The 24,899-nt window shown below is 44.9% G+C and carries 23 protein-coding genes, 2 tRNA genes, 1 pseudogene and 1 riboswitch; of the genes and pseudogenes, 9 read left to right on the top strand and 17 right to left on the bottom strand.

Going from position 1 to position 24,899, the window contains the following annotated elements; all coding sequences use genetic code 11:
- Nucleotides 1–9 precede the first annotated feature (9 nt).
- From AABA75_RS09570 to dnaQ, 5 genes are all read right to left on the bottom strand, one after another.
- The gene (locus AABA75_RS09570) at nucleotides 10–555 is read right to left on the bottom strand and encodes a hypothetical protein (protein ID WP_338292381.1); all 546 of its coding nucleotides are present in this window, start codon (nucleotides 553–555) and stop codon (nucleotides 10–12) included.
- A gap of 532 nt (nucleotides 556–1,087) precedes the next feature.
- Nucleotides 1,088–1,164, bottom strand: a tRNA-Asp gene (locus tag AABA75_RS09565).
- Between the two features lie 31 nt (nucleotides 1,165–1,195).
- A tRNA-Asp gene (locus tag AABA75_RS09560) sits at nucleotides 1,196–1,272 on the bottom strand.
- Nucleotides 1,273–1,515: 243 nt separating this feature from the next.
- Entirely contained in the window at nucleotides 1,516–2,985 is a 1,470-nt protein-coding gene (locus AABA75_RS09555) for a TIGR03503 family protein (protein WP_338292380.1), read from the bottom strand.
- Nucleotides 2,985–3,692 carry a DNA polymerase III subunit epsilon gene (dnaQ, locus tag AABA75_RS09550; protein ID WP_338292379.1) on the bottom strand — a complete coding sequence of 236 codons (708 nt, stop codon included), beginning with the start codon at nucleotides 3,690–3,692 and terminating at the stop codon, nucleotides 2,985–2,987. Before dnaQ ends, AABA75_RS09555 begins: the two co-directional genes overlap by 1 nt.
- A gap of 156 nt (nucleotides 3,693–3,848) precedes the next feature.
- Between dnaQ and rnhA the strand changes: the two genes are divergently transcribed.
- A complete protein-coding gene (rnhA, locus tag AABA75_RS09545) occupies nucleotides 3,849–4,325 on the top strand; it encodes a ribonuclease HI (protein ID WP_338292378.1) in 477 nt (158 codons plus the stop codon).
- A gap of 19 nt (nucleotides 4,326–4,344) precedes the next feature.
- Here rnhA and AABA75_RS09540 read toward each other — a convergent pair whose 3' ends face one another.
- The 6 genes from AABA75_RS09540 to AABA75_RS09515 all read right to left on the bottom strand — a co-directional run bounded on the left by AABA75_RS09540 (nucleotide 4,345) and on the right by AABA75_RS09515 (nucleotide 10,871).
- Nucleotides 4,345–5,313, bottom strand: coding sequence for an NAD(P)H-quinone oxidoreductase (locus tag AABA75_RS09540; protein WP_338292377.1), 969 nt, complete (start codon nucleotides 5,311–5,313; stop codon nucleotides 4,345–4,347).
- A 27-nt stretch (nucleotides 5,314–5,340) separates the two neighbouring features.
- Nucleotides 5,341–5,616, bottom strand: coding sequence for an acylphosphatase (locus AABA75_RS09535; protein WP_338292376.1), 276 nt, complete (start codon nucleotides 5,614–5,616; stop codon nucleotides 5,341–5,343).
- Nucleotides 5,617–5,711: 95 nt separating this feature from the next.
- Nucleotides 5,712–6,011: a PilZ domain-containing protein gene (locus tag AABA75_RS09530; RefSeq protein ID WP_338292375.1), complete on the bottom strand. Its 300-nt coding sequence runs from the start codon at nucleotides 6,009–6,011 to the stop codon at nucleotides 5,712–5,714.
- A gap of 172 nt (nucleotides 6,012–6,183) precedes the next feature.
- Nucleotides 6,184–10,056 carry an ATP-dependent RNA helicase HrpA gene (gene hrpA, locus AABA75_RS09525; RefSeq protein WP_338292374.1) on the bottom strand — a complete coding sequence of 1,291 codons (3,873 nt, stop codon included), beginning with the start codon at nucleotides 10,054–10,056 and terminating at the stop codon, nucleotides 6,184–6,186.
- An 82-nt stretch (nucleotides 10,057–10,138) separates the two neighbouring features.
- On the bottom strand, nucleotides 10,139–10,558 hold the full coding sequence (locus tag AABA75_RS09520) for a CBS domain-containing protein (RefSeq protein WP_338292373.1): 420 nt from the start codon (nucleotides 10,556–10,558) through the stop codon (nucleotides 10,139–10,141).
- Nucleotides 10,559–10,664: 106 nt separating this feature from the next.
- Entirely contained in the window at nucleotides 10,665–10,871 is a 207-nt protein-coding gene (locus AABA75_RS09515) for a dodecin (RefSeq protein WP_338292372.1), read from the bottom strand.
- A gap of 190 nt (nucleotides 10,872–11,061) precedes the next feature.
- On the opposite strand from AABA75_RS09515, the gene AABA75_RS09510 reads away from it, so the two are divergent.
- The 3 genes from AABA75_RS09510 (at nucleotide 11,062) to AABA75_RS09500 (ending at nucleotide 14,677) form a co-directional block, all read left to right on the top strand.
- A complete protein-coding gene (locus AABA75_RS09510) occupies nucleotides 11,062–11,340 on the top strand; it encodes a glutaredoxin (protein WP_338292371.1) in 279 nt (92 codons plus the stop codon).
- A 70-nt stretch (nucleotides 11,341–11,410) separates the two neighbouring features.
- Nucleotides 11,411–12,859, top strand: coding sequence for an exodeoxyribonuclease I (gene sbcB, locus AABA75_RS09505; protein WP_338292370.1), 1,449 nt, complete (start codon nucleotides 11,411–11,413; stop codon nucleotides 12,857–12,859).
- Nucleotides 12,860–13,021: 162 nt separating this feature from the next.
- Nucleotides 13,022–14,677 (top strand): DUF342 domain-containing protein, encoded by a 1,656-nt coding sequence (locus tag AABA75_RS09500; protein WP_338292369.1) that lies wholly within the window; start codon nucleotides 13,022–13,024, stop codon nucleotides 14,675–14,677.
- Between the two features lie 21 nt (nucleotides 14,678–14,698).
- On the opposite strand, the pseudogene AABA75_RS09495 reads toward AABA75_RS09500, so the two are convergent.
- A pseudogene (locus AABA75_RS09495) lies at nucleotides 14,699–15,564 on the bottom strand (NAD(P)-dependent oxidoreductase).
- Between the two features lie 144 nt (nucleotides 15,565–15,708).
- Here AABA75_RS09495 and AABA75_RS09490 point away from each other — a divergent pair.
- Together AABA75_RS09490 and AABA75_RS09485 are read left to right on the top strand one after the other, a co-directional pair.
- The gene (locus tag AABA75_RS09490) at nucleotides 15,709–16,197 is read left to right on the top strand and encodes a glutathione peroxidase (RefSeq protein ID WP_338292368.1); all 489 of its coding nucleotides are present in this window, start codon (nucleotides 15,709–15,711) and stop codon (nucleotides 16,195–16,197) included.
- Between the two features lie 21 nt (nucleotides 16,198–16,218).
- Entirely contained in the window at nucleotides 16,219–17,214 is a 996-nt protein-coding gene (locus AABA75_RS09485; protein ID WP_338292367.1) for a 2-hydroxyacid dehydrogenase, read from the top strand.
- 9 nt (nucleotides 17,215–17,223) lie between these two features.
- Here the strand turns inward: AABA75_RS09485 and lysC are convergent, their stop codons facing one another.
- A complete protein-coding gene (lysC, locus tag AABA75_RS09480) occupies nucleotides 17,224–18,570 on the bottom strand; it encodes a lysine-sensitive aspartokinase 3 (RefSeq protein WP_338292366.1) in 1,347 nt (448 codons plus the stop codon).
- Between the two features lie 70 nt (nucleotides 18,571–18,640).
- Nucleotides 18,641–18,841: riboswitch (Lysine riboswitch) on the bottom strand.
- Nucleotides 18,842–18,928: 87 nt separating this feature from the next.
- Complete coding sequence (locus tag AABA75_RS09475) at nucleotides 18,929–19,717, bottom strand: methyltransferase domain-containing protein (protein WP_338292365.1); 789 nt, start codon at nucleotides 19,715–19,717, stop codon at nucleotides 18,929–18,931.
- Nucleotides 19,718–19,732: 15 nt separating this feature from the next.
- On the opposite strand from AABA75_RS09475, the gene elyC reads away from it, so the two are divergent.
- Nucleotides 19,733–20,485: an envelope biogenesis factor ElyC gene (gene elyC, locus AABA75_RS09470; protein WP_338292364.1), complete on the top strand. Its 753-nt coding sequence runs from the start codon at nucleotides 19,733–19,735 to the stop codon at nucleotides 20,483–20,485.
- Here the strand turns inward: elyC and AABA75_RS09465 are convergent.
- Nucleotides 20,482–21,237, bottom strand: coding sequence for a Nif3-like dinuclear metal center hexameric protein (locus tag AABA75_RS09465; RefSeq protein WP_338292363.1), 756 nt, complete (start codon nucleotides 21,235–21,237; stop codon nucleotides 20,482–20,484). The two genes, elyC and AABA75_RS09465, sit on opposite strands and share 4 nt — an antisense overlap.
- A gap of 131 nt (nucleotides 21,238–21,368) precedes the next feature.
- Between AABA75_RS09465 and AABA75_RS09460 the strand changes: the two genes are divergently transcribed.
- Both AABA75_RS09460 and AABA75_RS09455 read left to right on the top strand, forming a co-directional pair.
- Nucleotides 21,369–21,731 (top strand): hypothetical protein, encoded by a 363-nt coding sequence (locus AABA75_RS09460; protein WP_338292362.1) that lies wholly within the window; start codon nucleotides 21,369–21,371, stop codon nucleotides 21,729–21,731.
- 98 nt (nucleotides 21,732–21,829) lie between these two features.
- A protein-coding gene (locus AABA75_RS09455; RefSeq protein ID WP_338292361.1) for an IS3 family transposase occupies nucleotides 21,830–23,043 on the top strand; the annotation gives its coding sequence in 2 pieces (ribosomal slippage) (nucleotides 21,830–22,166 and nucleotides 22,166–23,043; 1,215 coding nt in all).
- Nucleotides 23,044–23,103: 60 nt separating this feature from the next.
- Here the strand turns inward: AABA75_RS09455 and AABA75_RS09450 are convergent.
- Both AABA75_RS09450 and AABA75_RS09445 read right to left on the bottom strand, forming a co-directional pair.
- Entirely contained in the window at nucleotides 23,104–23,931 is an 828-nt protein-coding gene (locus AABA75_RS09450) for a hypothetical protein (protein ID WP_338292360.1), read from the bottom strand.
- 94 nt (nucleotides 23,932–24,025) lie between these two features.
- Nucleotides 24,026–24,877 (bottom strand): LytTR family DNA-binding domain-containing protein, encoded by an 852-nt coding sequence (locus AABA75_RS09445; RefSeq protein WP_338292359.1) that lies wholly within the window; start codon nucleotides 24,875–24,877, stop codon nucleotides 24,026–24,028.
- Between the last annotated feature and the right edge of the window lie 22 nt (nucleotides 24,878–24,899).

The following is a 24,899-nucleotide window of genomic DNA, read 5'->3' as shown; positions in this document are numbered from 1 at the left end:
AGGAATATACTATTGAGTAATGTTGTTCCAGCTAACATTGACAACCGGACGGAGGTCTTTGCCCCAATCCTCAGCTCCTCGAAAGATACCAGAATTGGTGCAAACTCCTGCGTCAATGCAAGGCTGATACATATCCCAGGTTACCTCATGAGACATCAGTTTAAATGACTTTATTTGAACCTCATGTACCGGTTTATCATCGACCAAGCCGGATTCTGCGCTGCCCAGCTCATCTTTGAGGGTACGCGGCAGATACCGCATCACGTAATAGGGCCGGCCATCCGGCAATTCATCAAAATCAAAGATATCCACAATATGTGGATTGCGACGCAGCTTGCTAAGCGTGCGCGCCTCGTTCAAAAAGCGCTCATTCAATACCTCAGAAGCATCTGAAGTGGCACTGGTGGCAAGACGTGCCAGATTCTCATCTTTGATATCAAACACCTTGATGGCAGCCTTCTCGTGAAGTTTGGTATGTTCCGCTAAATACACGGCGCCAAAACCACCCTGCCCCAGTAATTTGATGACCCTGTATTTTCCTATCTGTTCCATCATTTAAACAATGCGTTCTGTTGTCACTTACCTGGAAAGCTGAGTATGAAAGGTTTTGGCGAATTTATAAAATTAGAGTTATCTCTAAAAGACAACTGCGCCATAGAGGTTTTTACAGACTCTAAGTTTTAATCTGTTCTATTTCAGAGGGCTTCTTCCAGGATCATTGTAAATGGTGAGAGAATTTGGTTAATTCTGGGACGCAGCAGCAATTTATTAGTCACAGGTGACGTTTCGGTAAGCCTTTGGAGATAATGGCATTTGTGTTGACCAGGTGACTTATTTCGAAAAATTCAGTGATGATACCCGGCCATCAGATTCGAATGTCACCTTTTGGTCTCGATATGGTCACAGCGCGATACATTGTTGTCAAATAAGAATAGACTTTAATGAGGACAAAACGCACTTCAACAAAGCCTCAGGATGGGCTGTACATGATGAGTAATTAGCTCAAGGACAGGCAACACAAAGGTTTAAGATCAAATCCCAGAAACAAAAAAACCACCCTGAGGTGGCTTATATGCTTTCAAATTAGTGGCGGAGTGGACGGGACTCGAACCCGCGACCCCCGGCGTGACAGGCCGGTATTCTAACCAACTGAACTACCACTCCGCGATAATTTGAAGTTGAGTCGAAAGTAAATTGGCGGAGTGGACGGGACTCGAACCCGCGACCCCCGGCGTGACAGGCCGGTATTCTAACCAACTGAACTACCACTCCGCATTCAGATTTAATAAACTTGTAATAAATTTAATAAATCTTTTTACTTTCAACAACTTACTCGTTTTTCCGAATCCGTTGTCTCAACCGCGGCGCAGATGATACGGGTTCAGGTATATTGAGTCAACCGCTTTTTTTAAATTTATTTCTTAATTTTGTTTAACAGCTTGTTATTTAAACGATTACAGTTTTATTTCTGTTCGGTGACAAAAAAAACACCAGAAAATGCTCGATAAACCGCCACTAATCAGGCATTGATAATTCAATGATACCTGAATCGCCGGCTTCATCAGGGGACCTCAATTTTTTGCCATCCCCCTCTTCGCTTTTTTTCTTCGGCATAAGCCCTTTCAACGAAGCGCTAAGCTTAGCAAACAAAGATTGTTTCTCTTCATCCGCTACAGGCGTTGTTTGTGCAACCGGCTTTTTACCTCTCACCAAGAAAAACCATAGCAAAAACACGCCGGCCACCACAATAAATAGATTTATCCCCACCACAATACCGATTAGTTGCGAGCGCGGCATGCCCTCATCTTCAACTGGTGCTGCCTTGAGCCTCTCCAATTCTTGCAGTGCTAACGCTTCTGCCGATTGAGCATCGCCAGGTAAGGCGCTTAAGTCATCAAGTGTAGTTTCAAGCAGCGGCTCTTCGAAGACAAAGGTATATTCCGGCACATCCAGGATAAAGTCTCTTCCATCGACGGTATTCCCATATGCAGTCAACTTGACCCTGAATACCCCATACTCGAAATTGACGATCTCGTAGGTACGCACTTTGTCGGTAATATCTGTTATTGAGAAGTTCTGTACATCGCCATTGGGAAACCTGACCTTGCCGTCTACCAGCAAACTGGACATGTCTACCGTTGTGCGATCGGCATCCACTTGCAACAGGTGGAATCCGTCACCCTCCTCGTCCAGTTCAACATCAATGCTGATGGGATTATCCAACAACCGAATATCTTCTCCCACTTTCTGTCGGGTAAACATCGGGGTGACGATAGTAAATATCGGTGTCCACTCTCCCGAGGCAATTCGCAAATTAAACTGCCCTGTAAAGGTGCCATCTAACGGGCGTTCATCCAAACCTTTACCATCGTCCTGAAAGGTGGCAATGAGTTCCGTTTGGGCGCCAAAATTGGCATAGTTGGGATTGTTGGTACTTTTAAACTCCATGGTGAGCTGCACAACATCGCGAAATTCGTTGTAGTCAATGGGCTGGCCGCCATTAGTCAGAAAGGCGGTTTGTTTAATGATCTCACCCGAGAAGATGATGGGCGCTAACGGTTTGGTTTCCAGCTGAATGTCACTGATCACCATAACCCGGCTGTCTGGCAGAATTTGACCGACAGCCTGCCAAGGGCCTGGCATGGGATTTCGGATGCGGATCATATCGTAGGTTTGAGAATCAAACCAATCAATGCCCATATCATCAGCCTGATTCTGAAATATCTTACTACCGTCAGGCTGCACCAACACCACGGGAGTTGAGCCAAATTCGCGAAAGAAAATCATGGTAATTTCTTCCACTTTGTAGTCAATTCGAAAACGATTTTGCAGTAGCTTTATGCCGTTGTAATAATCATTGCCCAGCTCAACTAGCGGGCTGTTACCGTCACCTTGATTTTGTTCAGACGTGTTAATACCCTGCTGTGCCAGAACAGGCATAGCACTGAGGCAAATCAAAAATAAAACTACGACACGTCGTTTCATCAATGCACATTTCTCCAGAGGCATTTCCCACCCTCTTTTTCGACTATATCTAGTCGTTCTTCGTGTTGCTTTAATTCATCGGCTGAAGCACGCACAATCTTTAATGGTTTCCTGTCCCCCGACAAACGTCGGATGCCAGTATCTTCTCCTTCACTCTTATCGTTACCTGAGAGGTTTAAGCGCGTTTGCCCCCCCGTCATTTGCAAATAGACGTCGGCGAGAATCTCAGAATCTAATAATGCGCCGTGTAATTCGCGATGAGAATTATCGATACCGTAACGTCTACACAGGATATCAAGATTATTCTTTTGCCCTGGATGCATTTTCCTGGCCAGTGCCAATGTATCCAATATGGTGCAAACTTCATCAACCCGGGTGTTTCTGTGAGTTGGCAACAGTGATAATTCATGGTTTAAGAAGCCAACGTCAAATGGCGCGTTGTGAATAACCAATTGCGCGCCAGCGACGTAATCTAAAAACTCTTCCACGACATGAGAAAATAGAGGCTTATCTTGAAGAAATTCGTTAGTTATACCATGCACGTCAATGGCTTCTTGCTCCACTTCCCTCTCAGGATTGAGATAAACATGGTAATGGTTGCCGGTAAGGCGGCGATTTACCAATTCAACACAGCCTATCTCAATAATTTTATGGCCTTGTTTTGGGTCGATACCCGTCGTTTCGGTATCCAGCACGATTTGACGCATCAATATTTCCGTCTTTAAACAAACTAAGTATTACCTTGATCTAACAACAACCCACAACCAGAAATCAAGTGATACCTGTGTATTTACGTTGATTTACAGCTGAAGCCTGCCGCTATTCGGGTTAAGATCGGTGAAAAGATAAAATCTAAGAATCCAATGACCAAAAAACACGTCACTATTTACACTGATGGTTCCTGTCTGGGCAATCCCGGTCCCGGCGGCTATGGCGCTATTCTCATATACAAAGACAAACGCAAGGAGCTTTCCCAAGGTTTTGAACTAACGACCAACAATCGCATGGAGCTTCTGGCGGCGATTATTGCACTGGAAACACTGAAAACCAGCTGCCAGATTGATCTCACCACAGATAGTCAATATGTCAGACAGGGCATAATGTCCTGGTTGAAAGGTTGGAAGGCCAAAGGCTGGAAAACTGCAAACAAGCAACCTGTAAAAAACAAAGACTTGTGGCAACGCCTTGATGCAGCCTGCCAACCTCATAATATTCAATGGCACTGGGTTAAGGGACATTCAGGTCACCCGGAAAACGAGCGATGTGACGAGCTGGCGAGAACAGCGGCAGAAAATGATAGTAGCCGTACTGATGAAGGATATTTAGCTCAGGTCAACTAACTATTAACTCGCTCTGTCATTACCATTTAACGACAAATTTACCGATATTATCGTTTTTCGCCATGCGTTGATGGGCGATATTAATCTCGGACACCTCAAAAACCGTATCTATCAGGGGCTTTATAGCGCCGCTTTCTATAGCGGTGCCAAAGTCTTTGATGAATTCGCTCACCAGGAGTGCTTTGTATTCATCACTGCGGTTGCGTAACGTACTGGCAAACAGCGTTACTCTTTTCGCCAGCACTTTAGCCATATCCAGTTGAGTCACAAATCGTCCACCCAGCATCGCCAGCTGCACGATTTTGCCGTCAAGGGCAATGATCTGAAGATTTTTTTGCAGATGTCCTTCTCCCACAAAATCAATGATCACGTCAGGAAAGAATTTCGCCGACTTCAACCCTTCAGCAAAATCATGTGTTTGATAGTTTATCGCCAATTGCGCGCCCAAGGCCTCACATTGCTTTAACTTAGCTTGACTGGAAGCCGTCACCGCAACCGCTGCGCCTTTATATCGGGCTAATTGAATGGCTGCCGTACCGACACCACTGGCACCAGCGTGAATCAAGACCTTTTGCTGGGGCTTTAAGTTGGCAATAGAAAACAGCGCCTGATAGGCAGTAAGAAACACTTCCGGTAAAGCTGCTGCAGTGACGATGTCGAACTGTGAAGGAACAGGAATCAAATGCTCAACAGGAACACAAACAAACTGTGCATAACCACCTCCCGTTACCATGACACAAACGGGTCTGCCAATACACGATTTATCAACGCCTTGTCCGACTGCTTCAATAACACCGGAAACTTCCATCCCCAAGATATCACTGGCGCCAGCAGGTGCTGGATATTTGCCTTGTTTTTGTAGTAAGTCAGCGCGATTAATGCCAAAAGCTGTCACCGCCACCAGCACTTCATTTTTATCTGGTAGTGGCGGCGGACACTCAGCCACAAAACAATCATCCTGGCTTTCTATATGACTAACAAACTGCATTTGTCTGCTATCCAGATGCCTAATAGGCTAAGCGGTTGTAAAAGAGGTAAAGCCGGGCTCTTCGACCGTTTCCAGCAATGTCACTGCACTAACGTCAGATGCCGGTGAACCAGTCCAAAGCCATTGCATTAGTTCTTCTACTTTGTCACCTTCACCCTGAGCTAACACTTCCACAGAGCCATCAGAGAGGTTCTTAGCGTAACCGCATAGTTCCAACGATAAGGCCTTTTCACGGGTACTGGCACGATAAAAAACGCCTTGGACTCGACCTTTTACTATCGCCTTTTTAATTATCGCAGCCACACAAACTATCCTGTTGTTTTGGGGAAAAGAAAGCCTTGCCGCATTGCGCGACAAAAACCAGCTGTAGACAGAAGAAATTACTGATGCAGCGCTAACTACATCATTTGTACGACTTCTGTGCCAACCACATAGTTGCCTTCACCTTCTTCAAACTGGCGAACCACTTTAACAATGGCACACAGTGAAGAAATTTGAGAGCTAGTTGATTCAATATTGACTTCCATTTCGGAGCCAATCACAAGTGCTTGTGGAACTTCAAAAGACATTCCTGTGGCACTGATATCACGGCAAGTAGCAGATAACTTTTGCATCGTCCCGGCATCATTAACCAGTAATGTACAGGGTGAATTCATCATCATCCGGAAGAAAGCGCGTTTGTCGTCGTATCCCAGCATTGCATTACCTCTTGGCTAAGTGAAACATCGACTTATTATTATGTGGGAAGTCATTCCCATGCGAGCGCATTGAGCTTAACTGCGCAGCTTGCACGTTAAGATTCAACCCACTCAGGTCCTTAAGAACCGAAATTCATTCTATGTAAATTTGCTGTTAACTGCATCTGAAAAACTAGAACTTGTCTAAATAGTTTTCAATCCTTTTAGACGAAATAGGTATACTTGTTCCCAACTGCTGAGCAAACAGGGAAATCCTCAACTCCTCTATTTGCCAACGAACTTCCAGCAACTCCGCAGGTATCGTGCTTTCATGCGGATATTTCTGTAAAACCGACGCAAATCTATCCTGCACTTTTTCAATTTGAAGCTGCTGTGCTCTATCCCGGATGGGATCCACTGGTATTTTTTCCAGACGCTTTGCCAATCCCTCTACATAACGATTCCAGTCCTTTAAGCGATGAATACCAATATCAGCAACAAAGCCCGGATACACCAAAGCATTTAAATGGGATTTTACATCGGCATAAGCATTGATCATGTTCAGAGGCGTTTTACCTTTTAACTTCTTGCTAATACCGTGGGCAGTAGTCAGTCCTTTTTCAACTTGAATCGCTACCGCCAGCACTTTGTCATTAAGTTCACCAGCCAGTTGTTTGCAAAGCGTTTCAAACCCTGCTGCACTGCGTATATTCAAATTACTTTGACTGATTTCAGCGTCTACCACCGCATCAATGCAGTCACCAATCAACGCCCGAATTTGACCAAACGGGTTGAAGTACAATCCCAGCTTGGATTTATTGGGTAAGCGGTCCTGTAAATACTTGATAGGCGAAGGTAGTTGTTTAATAAGTAGTTGGCGTAAGCCGATGACGTGGGATAACTCTGCTTTGTTGGCATCGTCAAACAGTTTTAAATGTACTTTATTGCCGTCTTTAACCAAAGCCGGATAGGCCTTCACTGTCCAGGCAGCATCGTTGTTTGTCCACTGCTGCGGCAGATCTTCAAAGTCCCAGGAATCCAGATTTTGTTTTTCCAGTTCGGGAGTGGCAACTGCTTGCAGCGTTTGTTTTAAATGTTTTTTAAACTTGTTTTTTAAAGCGTGAAGATCACGGGACTCACCCAAAAACTGATCGTTTTCGTCGTACAATTTAAAATTGAAACGCAAATGCTCGGGCAAGATCAGTTCTTGCCAGATGTCATCAGGCAATACTACCCCACTCATTTTTACTAACTTCTTAGTAAAGGCTTTGACGAAAGATTCGCCATCGTTCTCTAAGGCGTTAACAGCGGCTTTGGCGTAATCCGGTGCTGGCACAAAATTTCGACGCCACTGTTTAGGTAGCCATTTGATCATGGTGGTGGCGAGTTCTTCCCTTAACCCTGGTACCAGCCAGTCACAGTTTTCATCACTAACCTGGTTAAGCAGAGGTAATGGGATCTTCAAACTCACACCATCATCCGCTGCCCCCGGATCGAAACTATACAGTAACGGCAACACCAGATTACCACTGCGCCATTGTTCCGGAAAGTGCACTTCCGAGGCTTGTGAAGCATCATTTTTGAGTAAAAAGTCTTTGCTGATAAACCAGCGTTTCTGTTCTTCCTTGTTTCGTTTCTGCCACCACTTTTTAAAATCCACTTCCGTACAAACGTCATAAGGCAGCTTTTCATCGTAAAAATCCACCAGCAACTGCTCGTCAACCAATAAATCTCGGCGACGAATTTTCTCTTCCATGCTCTCCACTTCAGCTATTTTTTCTAGATTAGCTTTTAAGAAGGCTTGATTGAGTTTGGTTTCACCATTAACCAACGCTTCAGCGATAAACAACTGTCGACACACCACAGGGTCGATTTTGCTGTACAACACCGTACGCTGGTTAACCACAGGCAATCCCAACATGGAAGCGGATTCTTTGGCCTTAACTGCCCCCGCTTTTTTACTCCAAAAGGGTTCTGCATAGCGGTATTTACACAGGTGCTTGCCGGCTTCTTCCAGCCATTTAGGCTCCACCTTTGCGATTGTGCGCGCGAACAGCTTGCTGGTTTCTACCAGCTCGGCGGCAATCAACCACTTAGGCGGTTTTTTATAGAGCGCCGAGCCGGGAAACACCATAAACTTATTGTTTCGGGTACCCAGATACTCTTTGTTCTGCTCCATGAAACCGGCATTAGATAGCAAGCCCGGCACCAACGCGCGATGTATGCCATCGTAATCGGCATTGCTATTGCGAATACCCCAGCCAAGAGAGGAAAATGCCTGCTTTAATTGGCTCACAATATCTTGCCACTCGCGCAAACGCAGATAATTGAGCATCTGCTCTTTGCACCATTTGCGTAACTGATTGCCTGACAACAATTTTTGTTGCTCTTTAAAGCCGCGCCAGAGGTTTAAATAGGCAATAAACTCCGATTCTTTATCGTGCCACTGACTGTGCAACTCATCCGCTTTTTGTTTGAATTCTGCAGGTCTTTCTCTGGGGTCTTGAATAGACAGGCCTGCAACGATAATCATCACTTCGTTGAGGGCATCTAATTTGTCTGCCTCTACCAGCATCCGGGAGTATCTGGGATCCACGGGCAGCCTAGCCATTGCCCGTCCAATCGGGGTTAGTCGCAAGATATTGCGTTTACCTCGACTTACAGCTTGCAATTCTTCCAGCATTTTTACGCCAGCGGTGATGTCTCTGGACTGTGGCGGTTGCACGAAGGGGAAACCTTCAATATCACCTAAGCGCAATGCCGTTAACTGCAGAATAACTGAGGCAAGATTGGTACGCAGTATTTCCGGATCGGTAAACTCCGGTCTGCGCAGATAATCATCCTCGTCATACAGGCGAATACAAATACCTTCAGCTACTCTACCACATCGCCCTGCGCGCTGATTAGCACTGGCTTGCGATACAGGTTCGATAGGCAATCGCTGTACCTTACTGCGAGAACTATAACGGGAAATACGCGCGGTTCCGGTATCAATAACGTAGCGTATTCCCGGCACTGTCAGACTGGTTTCAGCAACGTTAGTGGCTAATACAATTCTTCTGCCAGAATGAGATTGGAAAATGCGATTTTGTTCAGAGGCAGATAAACGAGCATACAGTGGCACAATCTCAGTGTGGCGTAATTTCGCGTTACCGAGATATTCAGCGGTATCTCTGATTTCTCGTTCCCCACTGAGAAACACCAAAATATCGCCAGGGGCTTCGCGATGTAATTCGTTGACAGCCTCCAGAATCCCCTCAAGTTGATCTTTAGTTTGGTTGTCTTCTCCCATCAAAGGGCGATAGCGGATTTCAACTGGATAAGTTCGCCCTTCTACCAGAATCATTGGTGCATCATTGAAATGCTTTGAGAATCGCTCCGGATCAATGGTTGCTGACGTAATGATGACCTTTAAGTCGGGACGTTTGGGTAGCAAGGCTTTCAAATACCCCAAGATAAAATCGATATTCAGGCTGCGCTCATGAGCTTCATCAATGATAAGTACTTCGTATTGGTTGAGATATCGATCTTCTTGTATTTCCGCCAATAAAATACCGTCCGTCATCAATTTGATATAGGAGTGCTCGGAAGTCTGATCGGTAAAACGAATTTTAAAGCCCACCGCTTCACCAATGCCGGACTCTAACTCTTCTGCAATACGGCTGGCGACACTGCGCGCTGCCAGGCGACGGGGTTGAGTATGACCAATTAGTCCTTTGCAGCCCAAACCAGCTTCAAGACAGATTTTAGGCAACTGAGTGGTTTTGCCAGACCCGGTCTCACCTGCAACAATAACGACCTGGTGACTAGCAAGCGCCTCCAGAATTTCTTGCTTTTGCTGGGAGACGGGTAAATCCGGATAATTTAGCTGGGGTAGATTTTCACGTCGCTGTGCCACGTGGTTTTGGCTTTTTATGATAGCGTTTAACAGATTGTCAGGGACATCAGCTTCACCAGCTCCCCGACCAGCACTACGCTCGGCTTTTTTGCGTAAGCCGTGCTGTTCACTGATTCGGCATTGAGATATCTGGCTTTGTAAGTATTGAAGAGACTGAACTTTGGGCAAAATCTAAAACCTGTCGCGATTAGTGCAACAGATCCTAGAAAATTGCGCCTTTCTTTACCAGTGTTTTATGGCGAGCCAGCCTTTAGCCGGCGTTTTTATAACCATCCTGAAGCTGGATATCGATGGCATTGAGTACCTGAGCACGACTGATGCTGCCTTTGAGTACACCATCATCGTCAACCACGGGGTAAACCTTTGGTTTCTCTGCAATCATTTTCTGGGCCACTTCCAACACAGAAGTGTAGGGTTTTACCGACAAAACCTCTTTCACCATGATGTCTTTTACGCGGGCCACTTGCTCTCGGTAATAACTGGATTCGATCATTTGACGCAGGCAATCCTGCTCTGATAAGAAGCCCACTAATTGTTTTCTTTCGTTAACAACCGGGCCACCAGTTTGATGGCTGTGCAATAATTTTTCCACCGCTTCAGCAACTGGCATTTCAGTGGTAAATGTAACAGGGCGTTGGCTCATATAATCGCAAACCTGTAATGACTCCATTCTGCCTCCTTAATTATGTGGACTTATAGTGCATTGGAGCTGGGATGTCTCCCTCTATTGTTAAAGATAGCGCTACTTTTCGTCTAATAACAAATATTTTTACAATTTAGTCCAGTGTAAAGCCCACTTTGATGCTCACTTGCCAATGGGCAACTTTGCCATCCACTATCTGTCCCCGAGTATCTGTTACTTCAAACCAGCGCAAACTGTGCAAAGATTCACTGGCTTTAGCAATGGCATTTTCTATTGCTGGTTGAATGCCTTCTGGCGAAGAACCTGTTAACTCTATCAATTTGTAGGTGTGATCACTCATTTTCAGTCCTCTGTAAAAAATCAAAATGCCTTAGATTAAGTTAACTCTAGAACAGTGCTGCGATTACACCAGAGTCTATGCTTGAAATATTTTACGCTCTCCCCCTTTCTACCCTTGCAATTGCCACCAGTGGAGCAACTATTTGTTTAAATTCCTCGGGTTCACACGAAAAAGGAAGCCGTCTGTCGCTGTGCGTAACCTCAATCACCTCAGCCTGTATTATTCCAGTACTTGTCCCTATTGCCGAATGGTGCTCAAACAACTTGAGCGCTTGGGACTAGAAATTGAGTTGCGCAATATTCATCAAAAACAAGCCTACAAAAAAGAACTCATAAACGGCGGTGGCAGGAAAACCGTTCCCTGTTTGCGCATACAATTAGACATGCTCAACACAGCTCCTGAATGGATGTATGAATCACTAGACATCATTGAGTACCTGAAAAAGCACTACGATGCCGGGCAAAATTAAGGCTTTGTGGTTGCGCTATATAGTGTTTTTTGGTTGAATCGCGGTCTGTTTTTACAAAGGCCAGTCTAAATTGAGCGCTGCTAATCAGTATACTTTCCAACCTTCGATTTTGTGGCATGATTACGAGAGCTGGGGCGCCCAACCCCAAAAAGATCATCCCAACCAATTTGCAGCCGTACGTACAGATTTGGATTTGAATCCTATCGGCGAATCGATCAATTGGATGTGTCAGATCCCCAACGATTATCTACCCCATCCTCAGGCTTGTCTAATTACCGGGATAACCCCGCAAAAATCACTGCGCGACGGCATGATAGAAGCGCAGTTCATGCGTCAGATCAATGAACAAATGAGTCAACCCGGTACCTGTGTAGCGGGTTACAACAATATTCGTTTTGACGATGAACTGACGCGCTTTTCACTCTATAGAAACTTCATTAACCCTTACGCCCGCGAATGGCAAAATGGCAACAGTCGTTGGGATATTATTGACATGGTGCGCGCTTGTTATGCGCTTCGCCCTGAAGGCATTAACTGGGTACACAATGACGACGGCAAACCCAGTTTCAAGTTAGAACGACTGTCCCAAGCCAATGAGATAGAACACCTCGATGCCCACGACGCTCTGTCAGATGTGTATGCCACTATCGCTATGGCGAAATTAATTAAACAGCAGCAACCCAGGTTATACGACTACCTGTTTTCTCTTCGACTTAAAAATAAAGTGGCAGAGCAGTTCAATATGGCTACCAAGAGTCCGTTGGTGCACATTTCCTCTAAATTGCCATCTGAAAATGGCTGTTGCACCTGGATAGCACCACTTTGCCCCCACCCCAGCAACAAAAACGCCATTATTTGCATTAACCTGAACTTGCCTGTCGAGCCCTTATTGGATTTGTCTGTCGAAGAGTTGCAGCGGAAGCTTTACCAACGTAGCGAAGATATGGCTCCAAACGAGCAGCGATTACCTGTTAAGCTTGTACACCTGAATAAATGCCCTGTAGTGGCTCCAGCAAAAACCCTCTCGCAGGAAAACGCGGAAAGACTCAACATCGACCGTGAACAATGCCTGAAAAACTTAAAATGGTTGCAACAACAAACGGGACTTGAACAAAAACTATCTGCACTTTACGAAACCAGTGAACAACAAGAATTAGATGCCGATCACGCCCTTTATTCTGGCGGTTTTTTATCCAACGCAGATCAGCAGGTTTGTGCGCAAATTCAAGATGCTGACCCCGCCTCTCTCGATTCATTCAATAACAAGTTTGAAGATCCTCGTTTGAACACACTACTTTTCAGATATCGAGGACGAAACTACCCTAATACCTTCACGGCTCAGGAACTGGAAAAGTGGCAAAGGCATAGACATTTCCGCTTAACCGACCCACAATCCCCAGCCAGCCTGACTCTGGAAAAGTACATGTGGGAAGTGGAGCAATTACTGGCCTCCAATAGTAATAATCCCGGCCACATAAGCATACTAAAAGACTTGTATCGCTATGCCCAACAGCTGTAATCTTGAGTTTTAGATAATGATGCCGATAGCAATTAGAGCGAACTGATTACTTCGGTATCATTTTATATGGTTAAAGAAGGTAAGCGCATCCGATGACGCAATACCTCTAGCGATGAATCTGAAGTCACATACAATTATTATAAACGATTAGCGGTACAACAGATGAATGGAATTTACTTAGAGATCGACCCTACCGACGAATACCTGGATCTGATGATCATGCCTTCGGAAATTGAGGGACGTCTGGAAGAAAAGGCGATCATGGCCTTTGTCAAAAAGAGTGAATACGGCAAGTTCTTCATTTTTGAAGAAGCCATTGCTTCAGCTGTCGGCACCTATAAGAACTCAGAGCGCATTGACTCATCGGATCCCATCACTGAACGCATTGGTGAGCGCAGAGATGCGCAGGTTAACTTTCGCCTTTCGGAAGATGAAATGCGCGCCAACCTGGTGATTACCGCCGCATTTGCAGGTAAACAAGCCTCAGTAAAAGCACTAATGAAACAAGCCCAAAAACTCGGCATAGTGCGAGGTTTGGGGAAAAAGAAATTGGTAGAAATGGTGGACAATGCGCGCAACGCAGAGCCCGGTACTGTGCTTGATGAAGTAGTAGCCAAAGGTTTGCCCGCCAAAAATGGTAAAAACTCAAGGATCAAACCCTTAGTTGACAACGCACTGGAGCGCATTCTTCGCCCGAAGGAGAAAGAAGGCCGCGTCGACATGCGCGACCTTGGCGATATTATTTGTGTTAAGGCAGGCACCGGTGTCGCTCGTCGCGTACCGCCGACTGATGGTAGAAAAGGCTATACTGTAACCGGTACGCCACTAGATCCAACCGCGGGTAGTTGGGTGAGTTTTAAACCCGGATCTGGCACGGAGATTAGCCCAGATGATGAGAATCTGTTGATTGCCGAAATAAACGGCATGCCCAAGTTTAAGCAGGAACGCATGTGGGTTGACGATACCTTTATATGCAAAGGCGTAAATGTGGGTACAGGTAACGTTAACTACGATGGCGCGGTATTGGTCAATGGTGATGTTACGGAAAAAATGCAAATTGTTGCCACCGGTGATATCACTATCAACGGCTTTTGTGAATCCGCTTTTGTGCAAGCAGGTGGCGATATCATCATCACTGAAGGTGCCACTGGTAAGCACCACGAGTCGTCCGACGAATACAGTACCATCCTGGAGGCTGGAGGTAGTGTTCACGTGGCTCATGGGCAAGGACTGGACATACGCTGTAATGGTAATGTAACTGTTGGGAGACAATTAGCCTACAGTAAAATTAACTGTCGAGGCACGGTAACAGCAGGGCCTCTACACAACCCCAACGGTAACCTTTTTGCCTGTCGCATAGAATGTTACGGAAAAATCAGTGCCGGCACATTAGGTGCAGTTTCGGGTAGTTCTCTGTCGGTTGATTTCAGCGGTGGTTTTAACCAGTTGATGGAGAAAAAAGACCAGCTGGATGAACTATGGGTGCAATTGCAACAAAACAACAAGTCTCACGAGAGCAAAATTAACTTTATAAAAAGTAAAAAGATCCCAAGAGCACTGGCAGATAAAGTTAATGAAGCAATTCATCTGTTCAACAATGAAAAGCGCACGCTTGATTGGCTGCAGCAAAAAATCATCGATATCAAAAAAGCGAAAGACGATTATGTTGGCGTAATTGGTCTTGAAGCGAAAAATAAAATCTACCCCGGCGTGGTAGTAAAGCTTAACAATCGCTCATGGAAAGCGGAGCGAGAGTATCCTCGCGCGAAGATAAAATACGAAGGTCATCAGTGGCAATACGAACCGGTTACGAGGTAACCGGTTCTCAAGTCTTTGCATTTATGACTTAAATCGGGTTAGCAAGGCAGACGTATCCCAGCGGCCGCCTCCTTTATTTTGAACATCTGCATAAAATTGATCCACCAAAGCCGTTAATGGCAAACTCGCCCCGTTGTTCGAAGCTTCCTGTAAAGCAATCCCCAGGTCCTTACGCATCCAGTCGATAGCAAACCCAAAATCATACTGGTCCTTAAGCATGGTTTTATGGCGATTTTCCATCTGCCATGATTGTGCTGCTCCACGAGAGATGACATCCACCACAGCTTCACAATCAAGTCCGGCTTTTTGACCAAATGACAACGCTTCAGCTAAACCTTGTACCACTCCGGCAATACAGATTTGATTCATCATCTTGGCTTTTTGTCCGGCACCGACGTCTCCCAACAAGCGATGATATTGAGAATAGGCATCCAGAACCTCAGTTACCGTCTGATAGACTTCCTCATTACCACCAAGCATGACGGTTAACTTACCATTTTCAGCGCCAGCCTGCCCCCCTGATACGGGAGCATCCAAAAACGCCACCGATTTTTCTGCCAGAGCTTGCGATACCTCAGCGGCTACCTCTGCTGACGTTGTGGTGTGGTCTATGACGATGGCATTCTCTGTGATGCCTTCTATAACACCCTGAGCCCCAGACAAACCTCTCTCAGGTCTTTATCGTTACCCACACAAATACAGACCACATCGGCTTCAACCACCGCCTCTGCGGGAGTCAGTGCCAGTTTACCAGAATAGGTTTGACACCATGTCTCAGCTTTGGCCGTTGTGCGATTGTACACGGTGACATCAAAGCCTGAGTTTGCTAGGTGTCCTGCCATGGGATAGCCCATAACACCTAAACCGAGGAACGCGATTTTTTTCATTTTCATATCTCTGACATTGCATTTTAATAATATGGACGCATTCTGCGTTACAGGCGGCAGGAAATTCAAGCGGAAATATTTTGACTGCATTCTACCTGCAAACGTTCTATGCTTTACCACGCAGACAAAAATAAGGGGCAAATCGTGTCGGATAACATTTATCAGTTTTCAGTGAAAAACAACAAAGGTGAAGAGGTAAATCTTGAGCAGTACAAAGGAAAAGTCCTTCTCGTGGTGAACACGGCCAGTAAATGTGGCTTCACTCCGCAATACGACGGTCTCCAGGCATTGTATGATGAATACGACCGAGAACAGTTTGAAGTACTGGCATTTCCTTGTGACCAGTTTGGTCATCAGGAGCCCGGCAGCGATGACGAAATCGAACAGTTTTGCACCCTCAACTTCGGCGTGAAATTTCCACTTTTCCAAAAGCTTGAAGTGAATGGCAAAAACGCAGCACCGGTATTTGATTATCTCAAAACGGAGGCTCCCGGTTTGATGGGCAGCAAAAGCATTAAATGGAACTTTACTAAATTTTTAATCAATAAAAATGGGCAACCCATTAAGCGTTATGGCCCCAATACCAAACCCGAAGCCATCAAATCAGACATAGAAGCGGCCATTAACGCCTGAGCTAAAGGAACAGAAATAGATATGAAAGTAGCGGTATTCAGTGCCAAGGAATATGACAAAAGCTTTCTTTGTCAGGAGGCCAGCGGTACTGATGTACAATTCACGTTTTTTGATACCACTTTAAACAAAAAAACCGTGTCACTTGCTGAAGGTTACGATGCCGTAAATTGTTTTGTTAATGATACGCTTGATGCTGAGGTATTACGACAGCTTAAGACGTATAATGTAAGCCATGCCAGTCTGCGCTGTGCTGGTTTTAACAACGTAGAACTTCACGCTGCCAAGAAATTGGGTATTACCGTAACTCGAGTACCAGCTTATTCTCCAGAATCTGTGGCGGAACATACTTTCGCACTCCTGTTGAGTCTGAATAGGAAGATTCACAAAGCATACAATCGCGTCAAAGAAAACAATTTCACTTTACAGGGCTTAATGGGCTTTAATTTACATGGTAAAACCGTAGGGGTTATCGGCACAGGTAAAATCGGTAAAGCTGTCATTCGCATTTGCCAGGGATTTGGTTGCAATGTGTTATGTTATGACCCTTACCCTTGCTCCACATTACAGCAACAAAACGTTGAGTATGTTGAGTTAGATACGCTTTTTACACATTCCGATATCATTAGTCTGCACTGTCCGTTAACGACAGAAACACAGCACCTCATCAACCAAGAGTCCATTGCCAAAATGAAAGACAGTGCAGTGTTAATTAATACCTCTCGTGGTGGACTGGTGGATACGAAAGCAATTATTGCCGCCCTGAAAACCAAAAAGATTGGTGGTCTGGCGTTGGATGTGTACGAGATGGAGTCGGAGCTCTTCTTCCAGGATTTATCCTGTGAAATTATTCAAGATGATGTGTTTCAGCGATTATTAACCTTTCCCAATGTGGTGATCACTGGTCATCAGGGTTTTTTCACCCAAGAGGCTTTAAAAGAGATTGCTCAAACAACGCTGAACAATCTCATTAATTACCCTCAAGGAAAGTTACAACCGGACAATATTGTTCAGTTATAGGCAAAAGCACTAGTCAAACAGACAACTGTGCAGATGCTCTACGATACCGGGCGCGTCTTCGCTTTGCACCAAAAAGCACAAGTTATGGGCACTGGCACCGTGGCAGATCATGCGCAGATTATATTTTTCTAAAGCCGAAAGTACGTTCCCCCCCACCCCGCGGGTTGCTTGTAAATGATTACCTATTACTGCGATTAACGATAAATTTTCTTCAACAGTTACCTCACCAACCGCTTTAAGCTCGTCCAGTAAAGTTTCAGTGATTTTTCTGCTATTACCGTTAGTGGGTTCATCCAAGGTAAGTGCCACACTAATTTCTGAAGTCGTGATCAAATCAACACTGATTTTATGACGCGCTAAAATCGTGAAGACATCTGCCAAAAAGCCCGTTGCGTGCAACATATCCGGACTTTTGAGAGTTAGTAAAACTTGCTCTTTTCTCAGAGCTATAGCGCGGTATGCGGGTTTATGTTCAGTTTTCCATGCAACCCAGGTACCACCAGCCTCCGGCTGTCTGCTTGACCCAACAAACACCCTTACACTGGCACGCATTGCAGGCACCAGAGTTGCCGGATGCAGAATTTTGGCACCAAAGGTGGCCATTTCCGCGGCTTCATCAAAACTGATCTCATTAATGGGACGCGCCTTTGCTGTTAAACGAGGATCCGTGGTGTAAATGCCGTTTACGTCCGTCCATATTTGCAGTGCCTCGGCTTTGACTGATTCCGCTAACAATGCGGCGCTGTAGTCACTGCCGCCTCGTCCTAATGTTGTTGTTTTGCCGTTATCACTGGCACCAATAAAACCTTGCGTCACAATCACGCTATGGGCCAATTCTGGCATTAGCAGGGTCTCAGCCTGATGTTTAATCAGGGCAATATCTGGTGTGGCTTTACTGTGACTGGCATCGGTTTTAATGACCTGACGCACATCGAAGTTTATGGCATGTGTGCCCTGCTCTCTGAGTATTTCGGAGAAAAGTAGCGAAGACATGCGCTCACCAAAAGACAGCAGTTCATCCTGTAACGCTAATGACGATGCCAATTCTGCGTCTCTAGCGCAAGCAGACAACTCGTTCAATAGATGCTCAAGTGCCTGTGCCATTTCTGGCTTATGGCCCATTTTTTTCAGTATGGAAAACTCAATATCAGCAATGTGCGCTAATATGGCATCCCTTTCGTTTGTTGGTAAGTTGCCCTTGGCAAGGCGTACAAGATAATTAGTGACACCTGACGAGGCACTCACCACGACGATTTTAGTTTCCGGGTTGCTGGCTACAATACTGGCACAGCGAGACATTGCGTCATAATCGGCAACACTGGTGCCGCCAAACTTCGCGACTATCAGTCCTGTCATATCAATTTATTTCCGAGTAAGCGATTAGAAAATTTCACACTGGCAGGAACGCATTGCTTCAACACGTCTCAATACCAGAAGCCCAACACTCCATTGTGGAGTGACAGTTACAGAGTTTCACCTCAAGTAACCGAACCCGACATTGTTTGCATAAATCGGATCCTCGGCATTGGTCCCCGTCACTCTAACAGCTAGTATTTGCTTGCAACAAATACCCAATATGCAAACTATTCCTGCTGAGCTATCTGGCCAACGCACCTCTTCTGATACACGCAGATAATGTCTAAAGATACAGACATATGGCTGGCGTAACATCTTTTGGATTAGAAGAAATTACGGGCTATCATGCAAGCACTTTTTAGTTCTTTCTTATCACAATATGAAAATATTTGCCTAGCCAGAGATAGGGCTCCTGGTCGCTATATTGCAGTTCGAGTTGCTTAATGTCTTGGTAATTGTCGGATTGTTGTTGTTTGTCTTTCAGGTAATCATGAAAACAACGTATACCAGACTTTTTCAGCACCTCACACGGCAATTCTTCCAACCAGTTCAATACGGTTTTAGGTTTGAGGGGGGTATGGTTGGCCAGTCGCAACCGATTTTTTTGCTTCATGCCATTGTTGATCAATTGAAAGTTGCCGTATAAAACGTTACCGAACAGATTGGCATCCTGATTGAAGAAACTCAACGACAGATAGGCGCCCGGTTTTAAAAGCTCAAACAGATGAGATAAAACTGCCTGAGGGTTATCCAGCCATTCAAATACGGCATGGCAGGTAACCAAATCAAACTGCGAATGGGCTGGAATATCTTGAATGGCGCCGTGATGTAAGCTCAAACCATCATAGTCAGCGAGCTTTTGTTCTGCAATTTCGAGGGTGTCCATAGAAATATCATTCAACAACACCTGATAGCCTTTGGCCAACAATTCTTTGGTAAACTCTCCCGTACCGCCCCCGGCATCTAATACGCAGGCATTTTCATTCAGCACTGGCCACAGGAAAGCCAGATTGTGCATTAGCATTTCATGTCTCAAGCGTCCTTTGGTGGTACCATATATATTCTTATCAAACTTATTCGCAATATTGTCAAAACTGATATCCTGTGACGATGGCGAATTGGAACTTTGTGTTTTTTTATCGGACATTTCAGACACTAACTTATGTTGAGCTTTACAATTAAAAAATGGCTTGGTGCCTTGTTGCAACCATTGCCGCTAATATTGATTTTACTATTGATAACCTTGTTTTTATTCTTGCGTGGCAAAAAACGTACGGCAATCGGGGTGCAAAGTATCGCGATCCTCTTTTTTATCGCAGTCACTACACCACCTTTTGCTAATTTTTCAGCAAGAGCCATTGAGGCCAATATTGTTCAGTTTGACAACGCGAAAGTACTGGATTATATCGTTGTATTGGGCTGTGGTCATGTCAACGACCGACGGGTTCCCATAACCTCTCAAGTAGACAGCTGCAGTCTATATCGGGTTGTAGAGGGTGTGCGAATATTTCAAAGCCACCCCAATACCAAACTGGTTTTTACAGGTTTCGGTGGCAACCAACCTTTGAGTAACGCTGAAACGAATAAAGAATTAGCACTGGCGCTGGGTGTGCCAGACTATCGAATACTCACCTACTCCACCCCAAAAGATACCAGAGAAGAAGCTCAAGTGCTGACACCTATTCTCAAGGATAAGCAATTTGCCCTGGTTACTGAGGCCAGTCACATGCCCAGGGCACTGCTCTATTTTCAGCAACAGGGACTGACCCCGATACCTGCGCCAACAGCTCACTTATACCGTGATGAAGGCCCGCTACTGTCTTATCAATATTTGCCTGATGCCCATTACTTACACAAAACCGAGCGAGCCGTCTACGAGTACATCGGCCAGCTATGGCAAAAAATAGCCCACTAAACTGGATTGGGTATATCGATAAACTCCACCTCTAGAGGCAACTCTTTTGCTATCTGCTGGCCAAGATACATGGCGCCATAGCGCTCAGTTGCGTGGTGCCCGGCAGCAATATAAGCAATGTCCATTTCTCTGGCAATATGCGTAGTTTGTTCAGACACTTCTCCGGAAATAAACAAATCTGCGCCTTGGTCTGCCGCCTGTTCAATAAAGCTTTGACCGCCACCAGTGCACCAGGCGACTCGCTCAATGGTTTTGTCGCCTTCCCCGATCACCAATGGTTTACGTTGTAATACTGATGCTAAATTGGCGGCGAACTGCTCGAGATCTCCTTTACCAGAATTGATTCCACGCATAACCACACCTTCCGGCTTTATTCCCTCTACGGGCTTAATGTCAGTCACTCCCAATAACTTTCCGAGCATGGCGTTATTGCCAAATACTGGATGTACATCTAAAGGAAGGTGATAAGCAAACAAGTTAATATCATGTTGCAGTAGAGCCTTAATGCGTCGATGCTTCATGCCCACAATGACGGGATTTTCATTTTTCCAAAAAAAGCCGTGATGCACCAAAATAGCATCTGCCTTTTGCGCAATAGCGGCATCAATGAGTGCCTGACTGGCTGTCACGCCAGTGACTATTTTTTTGATATCTGACTTGCCTTGTACCTGCAATCCATTGGGGCAATAATCTTTGATTAATTGTGGCTTCAATTGCTCATCTAGCCAGGCCAAAAGTGCCGTATTTTTCATGTAATTCCTCGATAAATGCAGTAAAAAATAGCTAATCCAGTACGAAAATTAGACTTTATTGCTAAAACCCTGTATAACAACTGGCTGTATTTTCGCATTCAAATATTAAAAACAAAATAGTTAAGATTAATATGAGTAAATTGGATAAAGATCAGGTAATTGCTAAGTTCACAGAAGCCTACACAGCAGCAAACGGCAAAGCGCCAGAAATTGAAGCTAAAGGCGGTTGGTATAGTGTAGATGGCGGCAAAAACATGCGCCTGGCACAATTAGACGAAATGGCGGATGAGCTGGCAGGAAACAAAGCGGCAGCACCTAAAGAAGCTGAAGCACCTAAGAAAGCCAAAAAAGCTGAAGCCAAGCCAGCAGCTGAAAAAGCACCTAAGACTGCAGCTCCTAAAAAAGCTAAGGCAGAAAAATCAGGTTTCTCTGTAAAAGCATTCTGGAATGAGAAACTGGATAACGAGCACCCGGGCTCTACCTTGCCTCGCTAAGCTCAAAAAATACGAGCAAAAGGCAGTGTACCGACACTGCCTTTTTTATTTATGCCGATGTCCCGTCCTGAAATGTGTTTACACATTTAGGACTTATTATGAGAAACCCAGATAAACAACGCGTTAAACGAACTCAACGTGATTACACCTTAGGCTTTAAATTGGCCGTTGTAGCGCAAGTCGAAAAAGGCGACTTCACCTACAAACAAGCTCAAAAGCACTTTGGCATTCAAGGCCGAAGTACAGTTCTCGTCTGGCTACGAAAGCATGGTAAGCTGGATTGGTCTGAGCCTTTGATGCATTCACTTATGTCTCAATCCAACGAAACACCCGCCCAAAAGATTAAGCGTTTAGAACGCGCATTAGCTGATGCTGAACTCAAAATTGATGCTCTGGAAGAGGTAGTAACCCGTGTTGATAACGAGTGTGGGAGTAACTACAGAAAAAAGTACTACGACAAGCTCTCTGGGCGGGAAAAGTTGAAAAACGAAGAAAGCTAGCTCGTTGTTGTCGCCTATTCGGATTTACACCTCAAGGGCTTTATCAGTGGGTTAAGCGGTTTAACGATAAGCAGCAGAGGCTAATGCCGGTTAAGGACATGGTGCTGTATTGGCGCCAGTACATGCCGCGGATTGGGACTCGAAAGCTCTACCAACTGATGAAACCAGAGCTTGATAAACTTGGCATTAAGTTGGGGCGTGATGGACTGTTTGATTATTTACGCGCAGAAGGCATGTTGGTTAAACCCAAACGTAGTTACACAAAAACAACCGACAGCCGTCACTGGATGAAAAAGCACCCGAATCTACTGAAGGACTATCAACCTCAACAGGCTGAGGATGTGCTTGTGAGTGATATTACCTACGTGAAGTCAGATGCGGGTACGCACTATTTATCATTAACAACGGATGCATATTCCCGAAAGATAATGGGGTATGAACTCAGCGATGAAATGAAAGCAACAGATGTGGTTAAGGCACTCAATATGAGTATCAAGCATAAGTACTATAACCATCCAATGATTCATCACTCAGACCGAGGAGTGCAATATTGCTCTGAGGAATATCAGGCTGTCCTGAGAAATCACAACATTACTCCATCTATGACCGATGGTTATGATTGCTATCAGAATGCCTTAGCAGAAAGAATCAATGGCATACTAAAGCAGGAGTTCTTGTTGCATCAGTGCAAGAATAGGCGGGAATTAAAGCAACTCGTGGATGAATCGATATACATCTACAATGAGATGAGGCCGCACTTGAGTTTGGGAATGAAAACACCTAACCAGGTGCATTACGAAAAAGGCCGATAGATAAAATCTACCGGCCTGCATAAAACGTCAACGTATTTTAGGACGAGACACGATTATGATTTAACGCCTGGATGGTGGGTCTATAATCGCGGCTCCCGGTATTTCCCAAAAACCACTTGCCACGTCCTCAATAAACCGGATGTTTCGAATTATATGGTTACCCACTATGCGCTCGTCAGGCTCAGGCATGGTGCGAAACGTCGCAGGAAACACAATGCCATCGACCGTTTGATATGAAGTGATAATTCGCCACAAAGGCCCAAACAGTTTGCGCTCCGCAGGCTGACCTAAGGCGTCCAGAAATGCGCGATTACCAATGGCATATTGATAGCCGACAAGGCGATAAGTTCGCTTATCTATGTACAATACAAAATAGTCTATAGCACTTTTACCAATCACCGGCTTTTCGCTGAATGTCATCTTGATCTCATGGTAGCTTTTGCCACCATGGCCTGGCCATTGAAATTCGGTCGCCTCAGACAACTGCACTGAATCCTGCTGAGTCAAAAACGGAAGATTAATAAAGTAATAGAAAAAATAAAGCATTGCTGTCGGTGGGTTGGCTTTTCGCCAGTTGACTGACCATACCTGCTCGCCATCAAAGCCAAGACTGGCTTTATCCAGAAACCAATTCTGATGAACCTGTAATGTTCTTTTATCAATGGTTTCTGTAGCAGCCCACCAGGCCAGTTCATTCTTACCGTGATAATTGTTATGCATTATCGCGTCAAACTGAATGATGTTTTTACTCTCCCAGTTATTGTAACCACCATGGGCTTCAAGCATTTTTTCAATGATGTTTTTTGTTTGTTCATTTGCATAGTCTGGGCTCGAATCTACAAAAGATGAAAACCCCACTACAAATAGTACAAAAAATAAAAACCGCATTTATTACCTTCTCCTCTGTTGAACGCAGTTAACAGAGATCTTTTTCTCATTTAATTTCAGGCAGTTGAAGGCTTGTGGGAGATTGTGACCTAATTTAGGGTGATTCGGTGGATTGCGCCAGCATGGCTAAACTGGCTTTCATATTTTTTCTGGAAAGCAAAACCGGAAAGTCCAACCAGGCGACTTCCAATGTTGCCTGCTGTGGGCTTTTATGCACGCCTTTTATATAGTCAGGATTCACAAGGTAAGACTGATGACAGCGGAAAAATTCTACATTGTACAACGCGAGCTGCGCTACCATTTTCTTCATACTTGAACGGATCAATCTTTTACTTAGCGAACCGGATTCATTTAGATAATAAAGCTGCAGGTAATTGTCGCAAGTTTGGAAGCAGATAATAGCCTTTGCTTCGATTCTGAATCTATCTGACTGGTTTTCGGAATATAAACTCAGGAATTGTGTGCTCTTTTCAGGTGGTTGAATAGGCTTGTGTCGCTGAAGCAGAATAACGTTTCCCCAACTCAGCACTCCCCAAGCAGCAAACATGACAAAAAACTGTGGCATTAATTCAAAAAAACCGCGCAAAGGGACATACATGTTTTGCCAACCACTAAGTGTATAGTGAAACAATAAGCTATAAGCCCAATTGCTGATACTTAGTAGTAGCACCAGCATCCCCCACCAAAAAACCTGACAGCCAAACACCTTTTGCCCCAAGTGACGCCAACAGAAAGGAAAAACAAAGCTCAATAACATCCAGGTTACTGCGCCTGTGACCAGGCCATAAGTGCTTAAAGTAAGGTGATAGACCGGATTGAATCCCTGTAATTTAATGGCAAAGGGCTCAAAAAAATTCAGTACAACAATAATGTAAAATGCGCTTGAAAGAGATAGCCATTTTTTGATTGCTGGAGAAATTGAATATAACTGTAATGAATCTGGCATCGAAAACGTTTAGGGTAAATGG

Source organism: Planctobacterium marinum, assembly GCF_036322805.1.
Classification (GTDB): domain Bacteria; phylum Pseudomonadota; class Gammaproteobacteria; order Enterobacterales; family Alteromonadaceae; genus Planctobacterium; species Planctobacterium marinum_A.
Note: the sequence above shows the minus strand (reverse complement) of the source record. Positions and strands in the feature narration are given on the sequence as shown.

Excerpts from the sequence above, each read along its gene's own strand:
- AABA75_RS09485 (WP_338292367.1), top strand. The coding sequence starts at position 16,219 with ATGAAAGTAGCGGTATTCAGTGCCAAGGAATATGACAAAAGCTTTCTT.
- AABA75_RS09475 (WP_338292365.1), bottom strand. The coding sequence starts at position 19,717 with ATGTCCGATAAAAAAACACAAAGTTCCAATTCGCCATCGTCACAGGAT.
- rnhA (WP_338292378.1), top strand. The coding sequence starts at position 3,849 with ATGACCAAAAAACACGTCACTATTTACACTGATGGTTCCTGTCTGGGC.
- elyC (WP_338292364.1), top strand. The coding sequence starts at position 19,733 with ATGTTGAGCTTTACAATTAAAAAATGGCTTGGTGCCTTGTTGCAACCA.
- AABA75_RS09515 (WP_338292372.1), bottom strand. The coding sequence starts at position 10,871 with ATGAGTGATCACACCTACAAATTGATAGAGTTAACAGGTTCTTCGCCA.
- lysC (WP_338292366.1), bottom strand. The coding sequence starts at position 18,570 with ATGACAGGACTGATAGTCGCGAAGTTTGGCGGCACCAGTGTTGCCGAT.
- AABA75_RS09555 (WP_338292380.1), bottom strand. The coding sequence starts at position 2,985 with ATGAAACGACGTGTCGTAGTTTTATTTTTGATTTGCCTCAGTGCTATG.
- AABA75_RS09540 (WP_338292377.1), bottom strand. The coding sequence starts at position 5,313 with ATGCAGTTTGTTAGTCATATAGAAAGCCAGGATGATTGTTTTGTGGCT.
- AABA75_RS09500 (WP_338292369.1), top strand. The coding sequence starts at position 13,022 with ATGAATGGAATTTACTTAGAGATCGACCCTACCGACGAATACCTGGAT.
- AABA75_RS09570 (WP_338292381.1), bottom strand. The coding sequence starts at position 555 with ATGATGGAACAGATAGGAAAATACAGGGTCATCAAATTACTGGGGCAG.
- AABA75_RS09530 (WP_338292375.1), bottom strand. The coding sequence starts at position 6,011 with ATGCTGGGATACGACGACAAACGCGCTTTCTTCCGGATGATGATGAAT.
- AABA75_RS09460 (WP_338292362.1), top strand. The coding sequence starts at position 21,369 with ATGAGTAAATTGGATAAAGATCAGGTAATTGCTAAGTTCACAGAAGCC.
- AABA75_RS09445 (WP_338292359.1), bottom strand. The coding sequence starts at position 24,877 with ATGCCAGATTCATTACAGTTATATTCAATTTCTCCAGCAATCAAAAAA.
- dnaQ (WP_338292379.1), bottom strand. The coding sequence starts at position 3,692 with ATGCGTCAAATCGTGCTGGATACCGAAACGACGGGTATCGACCCAAAA.
- AABA75_RS09520 (WP_338292373.1), bottom strand. The coding sequence starts at position 10,558 with ATGGAGTCATTACAGGTTTGCGATTATATGAGCCAACGCCCTGTTACA.
- AABA75_RS09465 (WP_338292363.1), bottom strand. The coding sequence starts at position 21,237 with ATGAAAAATACGGCACTTTTGGCCTGGCTAGATGAGCAATTGAAGCCA.
- AABA75_RS09450 (WP_338292360.1), bottom strand. The coding sequence starts at position 23,931 with ATGCGGTTTTTATTTTTTGTACTATTTGTAGTGGGGTTTTCATCTTTT.